Source organism: Corallococcus carmarthensis (assembly GCF_003611695.1).
GTDB lineage: Bacteria > Myxococcota > Myxococcia > Myxococcales > Myxococcaceae > Corallococcus > Corallococcus carmarthensis.
In genome coordinates this window covers 1-15393 of record NZ_RAWE01000234.1, presented here as the reverse complement: position 1 = coordinate 15393, position 15393 = coordinate 1, and the positions used below count along the sequence as shown (strand labels likewise).

General features: G+C 69.1%; 2 protein-coding genes. Both read left to right on the top strand.

Annotated elements, in window-relative coordinates; translation table 11 throughout:
* Positions 1–14399 (top strand): non-ribosomal peptide synthetase (locus tag D7X32_RS37440; RefSeq protein ID WP_147450422.1); only part of this gene is annotated, 14399 nt, incomplete at its 5' end.
* Positions 14400–14825: 426 nt separating this feature from the next.
* Positions 14826–15393 (top strand): condensation domain-containing protein (locus tag D7X32_RS37435; RefSeq protein ID WP_244239401.1); only part of this gene is annotated, 568 nt, incomplete at its 3' end.

The window sequence follows — 15393 nt, the reverse complement described above, 5'->3', positions numbered from 1 at the left end:
GTGGAGACGCCCTGCACCACGGCCCGCCTGCCTCCGTACCCGCCTCACTCTTCAATCACTACGGGCCCACCGAGAGCACCGTCGTCGCCACCTTCACTCCCGTCCCGCCCGCCACACGTGACGACGGCACCCGGCCTCCCATTGGCCGTCCCATCGCCAACACCCGCACCTACGTCCTCGACGCTCACCTTCAGCCGGTGCCCATTGGCGTCCCGGGGGAACTCTTCCTCGCCAGTGAGGGCCTCGCGTGGGGCTACTTGGGCCAGCCCGCCCTGAGTGCCGAGCGCTTCATCCCGCATCCCTTCTCCTCCACCCCGGGCGCCCGCCTCTACCGCACTGGCGACGTCGTTCGCTGGCGGGCCGACGGCCAACTGGACTACCTGCAGCGGCTCGACTTCCAGGTGAAGGTGCGCGGATTCCGCATCGAACTGGGTGAAATCGAAGCCTCCCTCCTCGCCCATGCCTCCGTGCATGAGGCCGTCGTCCTCGCCCGCGAGGATGTCCCCGGCGACAAGCGGCTCGTAGCCTACGTCGTGCCGACCACAGGCCAGGAGCTGGACACCACCGCCCTGCGCGCCTTCCTCAAGGAGCGGCTGCCTGAATACATGGTGCCCGCCGCCTTCCTCGTCCTGGAGGCCCTCCCCCTCAACGCCAACGGCAAGGTGGACAGGAAGGCCCTGCCGGCGCCGCAGGGCACCGCGCCCACGTCCAGCTACGTCGCGCCGGGAACCGCCACCGAGGAGCAGCTCGCGGCCCTCTTCACGCAGGTGCTGCGCGTGGAGCGCGTGGGCATCCACGACGACTTCTTCTCCCTCGGTGGCCACTCGCTGCTGGCCACCCAGCTCATGTCCCGCGTGCGCGCCACCTTCCGGCGCGAGCTGCCCGTGCGTGCGCTGTTCGAGGCCCCGACCGTGGCCGGGCTTGCCCAGCGAATCGACTCCGCCCAGACCTCCGCGGTGCAGGCGCCGCCGAGCATCCCCAGGGTGCGCGCCACCACGGCGCCCCTGTCCTTCGCGCAGCAGCGGCTCTGGTTCCTGGATCAGCTCACTCCAGGGGATGCCTCGTACAACATCTCCAGCGCGCTGAGCTTGAAGGGCCGGGTGGACGTGGAGTCCCTGCGCCGTGCCTTCGAATCGCTCGTCCAGCGTCACGAGGCCCTGCGCACCACCTTCCGCGAGCACCAGGGTCAGGCCGTCCAGTCCATCCACCCATCGAGTGCGTGGACCCTGCCCCTGCATGATCTGTCCGCCCTGCCCGGAGCGCGGCGCGAGGCCGAAGCGCGACGCCTGCTCACCGAAGATGTCCGCCAGCCGTTCCATCTGGCAGAAGGACCGCTCCTGCGCACCGCGCTCGTTCGGTTGGGCGCGGAAGACCACCTGTTGCTCGTGACGATGCACCACATCGTCTCCGACGGTTGGTCCATGGGTGTCCTCGTCCGTGAGCTGGTGGCCTTCTACGAGGCCTTCCGGGCGGGTCAGGGCCCATCACTCGCGCCACTGCCCATGCAGTACGCGGACTTCGCGGCGTGGCAGCGCCAGTGGCTCCAGGGCGAAACGCTGGAGGGGCACCTCGGGTACTGGAAGCAGCAGCTCGTGGGTGCGCCAGCCGCGCTGGAACTGCCCGCGGACCGGCCGCGTCCGCCCGTGCAATCGTACCGGGGCGCCAAGGTGGACGTGCGCATCCCGTCGGAGGTCGCCCACGCACTCAAGGCGCTGGCGGGACGCGAGGGCGCCACGCCCTTCATGGTGCTGCTCGCGGCCTTCCAGGTGCTGTTGTCGCGATACGCCGCGCAGGACGACGTCAGCGTGGGCACGCCCATCGCGGGCCGGACCCAGGCGGAGACCGAAGGCCTCATCGGCTTCTTCGTCAACACCCTGGTCCTGCGCGCGCAGGTGGATCCACGAGCAACGTTCCGCCAGCTGCTTGCTCAGGTGCGCGGCACGACGCTCACGGCCTACGAGCACCAGCACGTGCCGTTCGAGAAGCTGGTGGAAGCCCTCCAGCCCGTTCGCGACTCAAGCCGCAGTCCGCTCTTCCAGGTGATGTTCGCGCTGCAGAACACACCCACCGAGGCGCTCCAGCTCCCGGGCCTCTCCCTGCGGCCACTGCCCCTGGAGGCCCACTTCGCCAAGTTCGACCTCACGCTCTCCCTGCAAGAGATTCAGGAGGGAATGGTCGGCACGCTGGAGTACGCGACGGACCTCTTCGACGCGGCGACCCTCCAGCGCATGGCCGGACACTTCGGCGTGTTGCTGGAGGCTATTGCCGCGAAGCCGGACACGAGGCTCGGTGACCTGCCGCTGCTCACCGACTCCGAGCGCCAGCAGCTCCTCGTCGACTGGAACCCGCCGGCCTCGCAGACGACGCAGGAGCTGAGCATCGTCGCGATGGTGGAAGCCCAGGTGCGTCGCACGCCGGATGCATTGGCTGTCATCACGCCCGAGCGGCAGCTGACGTACCGAGAGCTGGACGCGAAGGCCAACCAGCTCGCACACCGTCTGCGCGGTCTGGGTGTCGGCCCCGAAGTCCGCGTCGGCCTCTGTGTCGAGCGCACCGAGGACCTCCTCATCGGCGCGCTCGGCATCCTCAAGGCCGGTGGTGCCTATGTGCCGCTGGACCCCAGCTACCCGAGGGAGCGCCTGGGCTGGTTGCTGGAGGACGCCCAGGGCCCCGCCCTCGTCGCCCACTCGCACCTGCTCTCCGCACTGCCTGAAACGTCCGCCACGCCGGTGTGCCTCGATTCGGATGCGGAACTGGCGAAGCAGCCCACCACGGCCCCTGCCGTGGACATCCACCCGGGCCACCTCGCCTACCTCATCTACACCTCTGGCAGCACCGGCCGTCCCAAGGGCGTCGCCATCTCCCATGGCAACGCTGTCTCCTTCCTCCACTGGGCCCTCGCCACGTTCTCTCCAGAGGAGCTGAAGGGCACCCTTGCCGCGACGAGCCTCAACTTCGACCTCTCCGTCTTCGAACTCTTCGCACCGCTCTCCAGTGGCGGTGCGGTGGTGGTGGCTCGCAATGCCCTGCACCTGGCGGAGCTGCCCACCGCCTCTCACGTCACCCTCGTCAACACCGTGCCCTCCGCCATGGCGCAACTGCTGCGCCTGAATGCGGTGCCTTCCACGGTGCGCGTCATCAACCTCGCGGGCGAAGCCTTGCCGGAGACGCTGGCGAAGCAGGTCTACGCCGTCCCCACGGTGCAGAAGCTCTTCAACCTCTACGGCCCCTCCGAGGACACCACCTACTCCACCGCCTCCCTCGTCGGCCGTGACGAGGTGCCCCTCATCGGAAGGCCCCTGCCCGCGACGCGCGCCTACGTGCTGGACGCTTCGCTTCAGCCAGTTCCCGTGGGTGTCTCTGGAGAGCTGTACCTTGCCGGTGAAGGACAAGCGCGTGGCTACCTGCTGCGTCCGGAGCTCACCGCGGAGCGCTTCGTCCCGGAGCCCTACGGGCCTCCGGGTGGCCGCATGTACCGCACGGGCGACCGCGTCCGGTACCGCATCGACGGGCGCCTGGAGTACCTCGGCCGCATCGACTTCCAGGTGAAGGTGCGTGGCTTCCGCATCGAGCTGGGCGAAATCGAAGCGGCGCTCCGTCGCATCCCCGGCCTGAAGGACGCCGTCGTCGTCGCGAAGGGTGAAGCCGCCGACAAGCGCCTCGTCGGCTACGTCACCGCACGCGAGGGCCATGCCCTCGACTCCGAAGCGCTCAAGGCCCACCTCCGGCAGCAGCTGCCCGAGTACATGGTTCCCTCCGCGCTCCTCGTCCTCGACGCCCTGCCGCTCAACTCCAACGGCAAGGTGGACCGCAAGGCCCTTCCTGACCCGGGGAACCTCGCGCGTTCGTCCGATTTCATCGCGCCGCGGACCGACACCGAGGGGCAGCTTGCCGCGCTCTTCGCGGAAGTGCTGCGGGCGGAGCGCATTGGCATCCGCGACGACTTCTTCGCGCTGGGCGGCCACTCCCTGCTGGCCACCCAGCTGGTCTCGCGCGTGCGAGCCACCTTCGGCGTGGAGCTGCCGCTCCGGGTGTTCTTCGAAGCGCCCACGGTGGAGGCGCTCGCGACGAAGCTCGACAGCGCCCAGCGCTCCGAGCATCACCTGCCGCCGCTACGCCCCTCTTCGCACGAAGGCGCCCTGCCGCTGTCATTCGCGCAGCAGCGGCTCTGGTTCCTGGATCAGCTCACCCCGGGCGACGCGTCGTACAACATCCCCACGGCGCTGCGCCTGACGGGCCGCGTGGACGTGGAGTCCCTGCGCCGCGCCTTCGAAGCGCTGGTCGCCCGCCACGAGTCCCTGCGCACCACCTTCCATGAGCATCAGGGCCAGGCCACCCAGCACATCCACGCGCCCGGTGCATGGACCCTGCCGCGCATCGACGTGTCCAACCTGCCGGAGGAGCAGCGCGAGGCCGAGGCCCGGCGCCGGGTCGCGGAGGATGCGCATCAGCCGTTCCATCTGGAGCGCGGACCGCTCCTGCGCACGGCGCTCGTGCGATTGGGAGAAGCGGAGCACCTGCTGCTGGTGACGATGCACCACATCGTCTCCGACGGCTGGTCCATGGGCGTCCTCGTGCGCGAGCTCGTGACGCTCTACGCGGCCTTCACCCAGGGCGCAGCGCCAGCCCTCAGCCCCCTGCCTCTGCAGTACGCGGACTTCGCGGCGTGGCAGCGTCAGTGGTTGCAGGGCGAGACGCTGGACGCGCAGCTCGGGTACTGGAAGCAGCAGCTCGCGGGAGCACCCTCCGCGTTGGAGCTGCTGACGGATCATCCGCGGCCGTCCGTCCAATCCCACGAGGGAACGGCCCTCTCCCTCCAGCTCCCGGCTGAGGCCTCCCATGCCCTCAAGGCGCTGGCCCGGCGCGAGGGCGCCACGCCCTTCATGGTGCTGCTCGCGGGCTTCCAGCTCCTCCTGTCGCGCTACGCCGGCCAGGACGACATCACCGTGGGCACGCCCATCGCGGGTCGCACCCAGTCAGAGACCGAAGGCCTCATCGGCTTCTTCGTCAACACCCTGGTCCTGCGGGCCCACGTCGAGCCAAAGGCAACCTTCCGCGAACTGCTCGCCCAGGTGCGCGGCACGACGCTCGCGGCCTACGAGCACCAGCACGTGCCCTTCGAGAAGCTGGTGGAGGTCCTCCAGCCCGTGCGTGACACGAGCCGCAGCCCGCTCTTCCAGGTGATGTTCGCCCTGCAGAACGCGCCCACCGAGGACCTGCGAGTCCCCGGCCTCACCTTCCAGCAGGTCGCGTCCGACGCGCGCTCCGCCAAGTTCGACCTCACGCTGACGCTGCAGGACTCACCGCAGGGCTTCGTCGGCTTGATGGAGTACAGCACCAGCCTCTTCGAGCGGAGCACCGTCGAACGGATGGCGGGCCATCTGCGCACGCTGCTGGAGGCCGTGGCCGCGAAGCCAGAACAGGCCCTGTCCGAGCTGTCCCTCCTCTCCAACGACGAGCGCCAGCGCATCCTCGTGGATTGGAACGACACCGGGGTCGCGAGCCCCATGGACGTCCCCGTCCACGTCCACTTCTCACAGCAGGCCCGCCGCACGCCCGGCGCGGTGGCCCTGGCCCTGGGGGACGCAACGCTGACGTATGCCCAACTGGAATCGCGCGCGAACCAACTGGCCCACCACCTGCGCGCCCTCGGCATCGTGCCGGGCGCGCGCGTGGGCCTCGCTGTCGAGCGTTCCTTCGAGATGGTGACGGCCCTGCTCGCCATCCTCAAGGCGGGCGCGGCCTTCGTCCCCGTGGACCGCAATGCCCCGGTGGAACGCATCACGACGCTGCTGGAGGACGCCGACGTCAGCGTGGTGCTCACGCATCAGCCCTTCGCCTCGAAGCTGCCCGCTTCCGGCACGCGTGTGTGGCTGGATGCGCAGCAGGACGTCATCGCCGCGCTCCCTACGCACGCCCCCGACGTCCGCGTGGAGGGGGAGTCCCTGGCCTACGTCATGTTCACCTCCGGCTCCACGGGCCGTCCCAAGGGCGTCAGCGTGCCCCACCGGGGCATCACCCGCCTCGTGCTCGGCAGCACCTTCATGCGCTTCGGATCCGAGGAGGTGTGGCTGCAGATCGCCCCCATCGCCTTTGATGCCTCCACGCTCGAAATCTGGGGTGCACTGCTGCACGGCGGGAAGCTCGTCCTTGCCCCGCCTCACGCCTTGTCGTTGGAGGAGCTGGCGGAACAGATGCGTCGCCACCGTGTGACGGCGCTCTTCATCACGACCGCGCTCTTCGAGCAGATGGCCCTGCACCAGGGCGAAGTCCTGGCGGCGGTGCGCCAGGTCGCCACAGGCGGAGACGTAATGCCCTGGTCGCGCCTGCGAGACCACCTCCCGCGCCTCGCTGAAGGGGCGACGCTGGTGCACGCCTACGGCCCGACGGAGAACACCACCTTCTCCACCACGCTGCCGTTGCACCGCGACACACGCGTGGAGGGTCCTGTCTCCATCGGCCGTCCCATCCAGAACGCCACGGCCTACGTGTTCGATGCACACCTGCACCCGGTGCCCGTGGGCGTCGCGGGTGAGGTGTACGTCGGCGGTCCGGGCCTCGCGTGGGGATACCTCCATCGCCCCGACCTGACCGCGGAGCGCTTCGTCCCCCATCCCTTCGCCGCCACACCCGGCGAGCGGCTCTACCGCACCGGCGACAAGGCTCGCTGGCTGGCCGATGGCACGCTCGACTTCCTGGGCCGCGTCGACTTCCAGGTGAAGGTGCGTGGCTTCCGCATCGAGCTGGGTGAAATCGAGTCGGGTCTTCGCGCCTTCCCGGGCGTCAACGAGGCCGTTGTCGTGGCTCGGGGCGCTGACGCGGACAAGCGCCTCATCGGCTACATCACCGCGCACCCAGGACGGACGCTGGACGTGGAGGCACTGCGGGCCCATCTGCAACAGCGGCTGCCCGAGTACATGGTGCCCGCTTCGCTCCTGGTGCTGGAGGCCCTGCCCCTCAACGCCAACGGCAAGGTGGACCGCAAGGCCCTGCCCGAACCGGGAGATGCACCGCGCTCGGCCGCCTTCGTCGCGCCGCGCAACACCACCGAGGAGAAGCTCGCGGCCCTCTTCGCCGAAGTCCTCCGCGTGGAGCAGGTCGGCATCCGGGACGACTTCTTCGCGCTGGGCGGTCACTCCCTGCTGGCCACCCAGCTCGTCTCGCGCGTGCGCGCCGCGTTCGGCGTCGAACTGCCGCTGCGGGCCCTGTTCGGAGCGCCCACCGTCGAAGCCCTCGCACCGAAACTCGAAGGGCCGCCGTCCTCCGTGCTCCGCGCTCCGCCACTGCGGCCCGCGTCTCGAGAAGGAGCCATTCCGCTCTCCTTCGCCCAGCAGCGGCTCTGGCTGTTGGATCAACTGCAGCCCGGAGATGCGTCGTACAACATCCCCACCGCCCTACGGCTGACAGGCCGCGTGGACATCGAGGCACTCCGAAGCGCCTTCGAAGCGCTGATCACCCGCCACGAGTCCCTGCGCACCACGCTCGCCGCATCCCACGAAGCGCCGTCGCAGCGCGTCCACGATTCGGCGGCGTGGGAGCTGCCCGTCGTCGACCTGGCCTCGATGCCCGAGGGACAGCGCGAGGAAGAAGCCCAGCGCCTCGTGGCCGAGGAGGCACGCCGTCCGTTCCAGCTCGCCACAGGACCGCTGCTGCGCGGGCTGCTGGTGCGCCTGGGAGCGGAGGAGCACCTGCTGCTGGTGACGATGCACCACGTCGTCTCCGACGGCTGGTCCATGGGCGTCCTCGTTCGCGAGGTCGCGGCCTTCTACGAGGCCTTCAGCACGGGCAGGACACCCGCCCTCGCGCCGCTGCCGGTGCAGTACGCGGACTTCGCGACGTGGCAGCGCGACTGGCTCCAGGGAGAGGTCCTGGATGCGCAGATCGATTACTGGAAGCAGCGGTTGGCCGGTGCTCCGGCGGCGCTGGAGCTGCCCACGGACCGGCCGCGTCCGCCCGTGCAATCGCACCGGGGCGCCACGGTGGACGTGCGGGTCCCCGCCAGCCTCACGGAGGCCCTCAAGGCCCTGGCCCAGCGTGAGGGCGCCACGCCCTTCATGGTGTTCCTCGCGGCGTTCCAGGTGCTGTTGTCGCGCTACTCCGCGCAGGACGACATCAGCGTGGGTTCCCCCATCGCGGGACGCACCCAGGCGGAGACCGAAGGCCTCATCGGCTTCTTCGTCAACACGCTGGTCCTGCGAGCCCAGGTGGATCCTCGCGCGACGTTCCGCGAACTGCTGGTCCAGGTGCGAGGCACGACGCTCGCGGCGTACGAGCACCAGCACCTGCCCTTCGAGAAGCTCGTCGAGGCTGTGCAGCCCACGCGCGACCTGAGCCGCAATCCGTTGTTCCAGGCCATGTTCGTCCTGCAGAACATGCCGGGTGAGGTGCTGCGTCTGCCCGGGATGTCCATGCAGACGCTGCCGCTGGAAACCCGCTTCGCGAAGTTCGATCTCTCCCTGGGGCTGAGGGAGGCGCCGACGGGCATGATGGGCACGCTGGAGTACGCGACGGACCTGTTCGACGCGTCGACCCTCCAGCGCATGGCCGGGCACTTCGGCGTGTTGCTGGAGGCCATTGCCGCGAAGCCGGACACGAGGCTCGGTGACCTGCCGCTGCTCACCGACTCCGAGCGCCAGCAGCTCCTCGTCGACTGGAACCCGCCGGCCTCGCAGACGACGCAGGAGCCCAGCATCTCCGCGATGGTGGAAGCCCAGGTGCGTCGCACGCCGGATGCAGTCGCCATCATCACGCCCGAGCGGCAGCTGACGTACCGGGAGCTGGACGCGAAGGCCAACCAACTCGCGCACCGTCTGCGCGGTCTGGGTGTCGGCCCCGAAGTCCGCGTCGGCCTCTGTGTCGAGCGCACCGAGGACCTCCTCATTGGAGCCCTCGGCATCCTCAAGGCCGGTGGTGCCTACGTGCCGCTGGACCCCAGCTACCCGAGGGAGCGCCTGGGCTGGCTGCTGGAGGACGCGCAGGGCCCCGCCCTCGTCGCCCATTCGCACCTGCTCTCCGCGCTGCCGGAGACGTCCGCGACGCCGGTGTGCCTCGACTCGGATGCGGAACTGGCGAAGCAGCCCACCACCGCCCTCGCCGTGGACATCCACCCGGGCCACCTCGCCTACCTCATCTACACCTCTGGCAGCACCGGCCGTCCCAAGGGCGTCGCCATCTCCCATGGCAACGCTGTCTCCTTCCTTCACTGGGCACTCGCCACGTTCTCTCCGGACGAGTTGAAGGGCACCCTCGCCGCGACGAGCCTCAACTTCGACCTCTCCGTCTTCGAGCTCTTCGCACCGTTGAGCAGCGGTGGCGCGGTGGTGGTGGCGCGCAACGCCCTGCACCTGGCGGAGCTGCCCACCGCCTCTCACGTCACCCTCGTCAACACCGTGCCCTCCGCCATGGCGCAACTGCTGCGCTTGAATGCGGTGCCTCCCACGGTGCGCGTCATCAACCTCGCAGGTGAAGCCCTGCCGGAGACGCTGGCGAAGCAGGTCTACGCCGTCCCCACGGTGCAGAAGCTCTTCAACCTCTACGGCCCCTCCGAGGACACCACTTACTCCACCGCTTCTCTCGTAGGCCGTGACGAAGTGCCCCTCATCGGCCGCCCCCTGCCCGCGACGCGCGCCTACGTGCTGGACGCTTCGCTTCAGCCAGTTCCCGTGGGTGTCTCTGGAGAGCTGTACCTTGCCGGTGAAGGACAAGCGCGTGGCTACCTGCTGCGTCCGGAGCTCACCGCGGAGCGCTTCGTCCCGGAACCCTACGGGCCTCCCGGTGGCCGCATGTACCGCACGGGCGACCGCGTCCGTTACCGCATCGACGGGCGCCTGGAGTACCTCGGCCGCATCGACTTCCAGGTCAAGGTGCGTGGCTTCCGCATCGAGCTGGGCGAAATCGAAGCAGCGCTCCGTCGCATCCCCGGCCTGAAGGACGCCGTCGTCGTCGCCAAGGGCGAAGCCGCCGACAAGCGCCTCGTCGCCTACGTCACGCCCAAGGCCAAGGCCTCACTGGAAGTGGAAGCCCTCAGGACACATCTGCGTCAGGGGCTCCCCGAGTACATGGTGCCTGCCACCCTCGTGGTGCTGGACGCCCTGCCTCTCAACTCCAACGGCAAGGTGGACCGCAAGGCCCTCCCGGAGCCGGAAGCACCGCAGTCGGGCAACACCTACGAAGCGCCTCGCACGGAAGTGGAGGCGAAGCTCGCGTCCATCTGGGCGGAGGTGCTGCGTCTGCCCCAGGTCGGTGTGAAGGACTCCTTCTTCGAACTGGGCGGGCACTCGCTGCTGGCCACGCAGGTGGTGTCGCGCGTGCGCACGGAGCTGGGGGTGGAGCTGCCCCTTCGCGCCCTCTTCGAATCCTCCACGGTGGAAGCCCTGGCCGCACGGCTGCACGGAAGCGCGAGCATTCAGGCTCCCAAGCTCACCCGCGTCGCGCATGACGGTCCGCTGCCGCTGTCCTTCGCTCAGCAGCGACTGTGGTTGCTGGATCAACTCCAGCCAGAGGACGCCTCCTACAACCTCCCGGCTGCGCTCCAGCTCTCCGGACATCTGGACGTGGAGGCCCTGCGCCGTGCCTTCGAGTCACTCGTCGCCCGCCACGAAGCCCTGCGCACCACCTTCCACGAGCATCAGGGTCAACCCACGCAGCGCATCCAGGCTCCGACGGGATGGACGCTGCCTCTCACGGACCTGTCCGCCCTGCCCGATGCTCAGCGGGAGGAAGAAGCCCGGAAGCTGGCCGACGAAGAAGCCCGCCGGCCCTTCCACCTCGCCACAGGCCCCCTGCTGCGCAGTGCACTGGTGCGGCTGCGCGAGGACTCGCACATGCTGCTGGTGACGATGCACCACATCGTCTCCGACGGTTGGTCCATGGGCGTCCTCGTCCGTGAGATCATCTCGCTGTACGCCGCATTCCATGACGGCAAGGCGCCCCACCTCACGCCGCTGCCCGTGCAGTACGCCGACTTCGCGACGTGGCAGCGCGACTGGCTCCAGGGCGAAGTCCTGGATGCGCAAATCCACTACTGGAAGCAGCAGCTCTCTGGGGCCCCCGCCGCGCTGGAGCTGCCCACGGACCGCCCGCGTCCTCCCGTGCAGTCGCACCGGGGCGCCACGGTGGAGGTACGCATCCCCACGGAGGTCGCTCACGCGCTCAAGACGCTGGCGGGACGTGAGGGCGCCACGCCCTTCATGGTGCTGCTCGCCGCCTTCCAGGTGCTCCTGTCGCGATACTCCGCGCAAGACGACATCAGCGTGGGTTCCCCCATCGCGGGTCGCACCCAGGCGGAGACCGAAGGCCTCATCGGCTTCTTCGTCAACACCCTCGTCCTGCGCGCACAGCTGAATCCGCGCTCGACGTTCCGTGAGCTGCTCGCCAAGGTGCGCGGCACGACGTTCGCGGCCTTCGAGCACCAGCACCTGCCCTTCGAGAAGCTCGTCGAGGCCGTGCAGCCCACTCGGGACATGAGCCGCAGCCCCCTCTTCCAGGCCATGTTCGTCCTGCAGAACACGCCCACCGAGGCGCTGCGTCTGCCCGGCTTGTCCTTCCAGGCCCTGCCGCTGGAAGCCCACTTCTCCAAGTTCGACCTCTCGCTCGCCCTGCAGGAGGTTCAGGCAGGACTGGCCGGCACGCTGGAGTACGCGACGGACCTCTTCGACGCGGCGACCATCCAGCGCATGGCCGGGCACTTCGGAGTGCTGCTGGAGGCCATTGCCGCGAAGCCGGACACCCGGTTGGGTGACCTGCCGCTGCTCACCAGCTCCGAGCGCCAGCAGCTCCTCGTCGAGTGGAATCCGGAAACGGCACTGGCGATTCGTGATCCCAGCATCCCCGCGATGGTGGAAGCCCAGGTGCACCGCACGCCGGATGCGATTGCTGTCATCACGCCCGAGCGGCAGCTGACGTACCGAGAGCTGGACGCGAAGGCCAATCAGCTCGCACACCGGCTGCGCGGCCTGGGCGTCGGCCCCGAAGTCCGCGTTGGCCTGTGCGTCGAGCGCACCGAGGACCTCCTCATCGGCGCACTCGGCATCCTCAAGGCCGGTGGCGCCTACGTGCCACTGGACCCCAGCTACCCGCGTGAGCGCCTGGGCTGGCTGCTGGAGGACGCCCAGGGCCCCGCCCTCGTCGCCCATTCGCACCTGCTCTCCGCGCTGCCGGAGACGTCCGCGACGCCGGTGTACCTCGACTCGGATGCGGAACTGGCGAAGCAGCCCACCACCGCCCTCGCCGTGGACATCCATCCGGGCCACCTCGCCTACCTCATCTACACCTCCGGCAGCACCGGCCGTCCCAAGGGCGTCGCCATCTCCCATGGCAACGCTGTCTCCTTCCTCCACTGGGCGCTCGCCACGTTCTCAGCCGAGGAACTGAAGGGCACCCTCGCCGCGACGAGCCTCAACTTCGACCTCTCCGTCTTCGAACTCTTCGCGCCGTTGAGCAGCGGTGGCGCGGTGGTGGTGGCTCGCAACGCCCTGCACCTGGCGGAGCTGCCCACCGCCTCTCACGTCACCCTCGTCAACACCGTGCCCTCCGCCATGGCGCAACTGCTGCGCCTGAATGCGGTGCCTCCGGGCGTGCGCGTCATCAACCTCGCGGGCGAAGCCTTGCCGGAGACGCTGGCGAAGCAGGTCTACGCCGTCCCCACGGTGCAGAAGCTCTTCAACCTCTACGGGCCCTCCGAGGACACCACCTACTCCACCGCCTCCCTCGTCGGCCGTGACGAGGTGCCCCTCATCGGAAGGCCCCTGCCCGCGACGCGTGCCTACGTACTGGACGCTTCGCTTCAGCCAGTGCCTGTGGGTGTCGCCGGTGAGCTGTACCTCGCGGGTGAAGGACAAGCGCGTGGCTACCTGCTGCGCCCGGAGCTCACCGCGGAGCGCTTCGTCCCGGAGCCTTACGGCCCGCCCGGCGGCCGTATGTACCGCACGGGCGACCGCGTCCGGTACCGCATCGACGGGCGCCTGGAGTACCTCGGCCGCATCGACTTCCAGGTGAAGGTGCGTGGCTTCCGCATCGAGCTGGGCGAAATCGAAGCAGCGCTCCGTCGCATCCCCGGCCTCAAGGACGCCGTCGTCGTCGCCAAGGGCGAAGCCGCCGACAAGCGCCTCGTCGCCTACGTCACGCCCAAGGCCAATGCCTCACTGGAAGTGGAAGCCCTCCGGGCGCATCTGCGTCAAGGGCTCCCTGAGTACATGGTGCCAGCCACCTTCATGGTGCTGGACGCCCTGCCTCTCAACTCCAACGGCAAGGTGGACCGCAAGGCCCTACCCGAACCCGATGCCCACACCACCAAGGCCAAGGACTTCGTCGCGCCCCGAGATGCGCTCGAGATGCAGCTCGCCCGCATCTGGGAGGACGTCCTCGGCGTCCGCTCCGTCGGCGTCCGCTCCAGCTTCTTCGAACTCGGCGGCCACTCTTTGCTCGCGGTCCGCATGCTCGCGTCCATCCGCGAGCGCCTCGGCCTCAGCCTCCCGCTCTCCGTCCTCTTCCAGCAGCCCACCGTCGAGCAGCTCGCCCAGGTGCTCCGCGATGACTCCCAGGCCTGGACACCCCTCGTCCCGCTGGAGCGCGGAGAGTCAGGCCACCGGCCCTTCTTCCTCGTCCACCCGGGCGGCGGCAACGTGCTGGCCTACTCGGAACTGGCGCGCAGACTGGGCCCCGCCCTGCCCGTCTACGGCCTCCAGTCGCGCGGCCTCGACGGACGGCCCGTCGCTGAATCCATCGAGGAGATGGCTACCCTCTACATCGAAGCCATCCGCACGGTTCAGCCTCACGGCCCCTACCAGCTGGGAGGTTGGTCCCTGGGTGGCGTCATCGCCTACGAGATGGCTCGCAGGCTGCGCGAAGCTGGCGAAGCCGTGGGCCTGCTCGCGCTCATCGACGCCCACGTGCCCGGGCTCACACAGCCTTCCGCACAGGACGCTCGCTTCTCTTCTGAAGCCCGGGTGAGGATCGCCTTCGCCCAGACCACCGCCACCGCCTTCGGCCAGGAGCTCTCTGTCTCCGCCGAAGCGCTGGCGCAGGGCGATGACGACGCGATGCTGGAGCACCTGTTCCAGGAAGGGCTCCGGGCGCGCATCCTCGACGCGCACTCCGGGCCCGCCCAACTGCGCGCCCTCTTCCGCGTCTTCCAGGCCAACCTCCTCGCCCAGGAGAAGTACGTGCCCCAGCCGTACGACGGCACTGCCCTGCTCCTGAGCGCCAGCGAGGCCGCGACCGAGCTCCCGCGTCACCGCGGATGGGAGCGCCTGATCCGCGGCGGCCTGGAAGTGCACGATGTCCCCGGCAGCCACCATGAGCTGCTACAGGACCCACACCTCGGGTTGATCGTGGAGCAACTGCGTGTGCTCCTCGCCCGGACGTCGGGCCGCGAGTCTCAAGCGCCCACGGGAAGTTGAGCCCCGTCCGCCCCCGCGCCTGAGCGTTCAGGCGCGGGGATTCAGCCCGAGCGAGCCAGGCGCTCCTCGCGGCTCATTCCGCAGGGTTCGTTGGTAGCCCCATTTCAAAGGAGGCTTCCGAGCCCGTGGCCTGCCCACCAGGTCGCGTGGGCGCTTCGAAGTCGGAGCCCCCGCCTATGATGGGGACCGTAAACACAAGGATTTATTAAGCCCCCAAGCGCTGATCCGGAGCGCTGAGTCGCCCTCATGACACGTCACGTCGTCACGGAATAATGTAACACCGCGATTTTGGCCACCGCCGCGCTTCTCCCGGGAGAGCGGCGCAGGACGGCACCCCAGCAACAGCAGCAGTTCCGATTTCTCGCGAGCACCACCTCCCCAGTGGTGTTCGTGCGCCATGGCAGCCCCCATTGCGGAGTACACGAGATGAGCCACGAGCTGTCGAAGCGGATCGCCAACCTCTCACCGGAGAAGCGCGCCGAGTTGCTCAAGAAGATGGCCGCGCAGAAGGCCGCCTCGGGCAACTCCGCCCAAGGTCTCATCCCGGTGCAGGACCGCTCGCGCCCGCTGCCTCTCTCCTTCGCCCAGCAGCGCCTGTGGTTCATTGATCAGCTGCAACCCGGCACCTCCCTCTTCAACGTGCCCATGGCGGTGCGTCTGGAGGGCGCGCTCGACGTGGCCGTGTTGGAGCGCGCGCTGCGCGAAGTCGTGCGCCGTCACGAAGTCCTTCGCACCACCTTCCGTGAAGATGCCTCGGGTCCCGTGCAGGTGGTGTCGCCGGAGCCGGCGCTCACCCTGGAGCGCATGGACCTCACGGGCTCGCCTCCCGAAGAGGCCTGGCGCCTGGCGCGGGAAGCGGCGGCGCAGCCCTTCAATCTCGCGACGGGGCCGCTGCTTCGGGCGCTGCTGCTGACGTCGGCGCCGGGAGAGCACCTGCTCGTCGTGGTGGTGCACCACATCGTCTCCGACGGCTGGTCCATGACGCTGCTGGTGC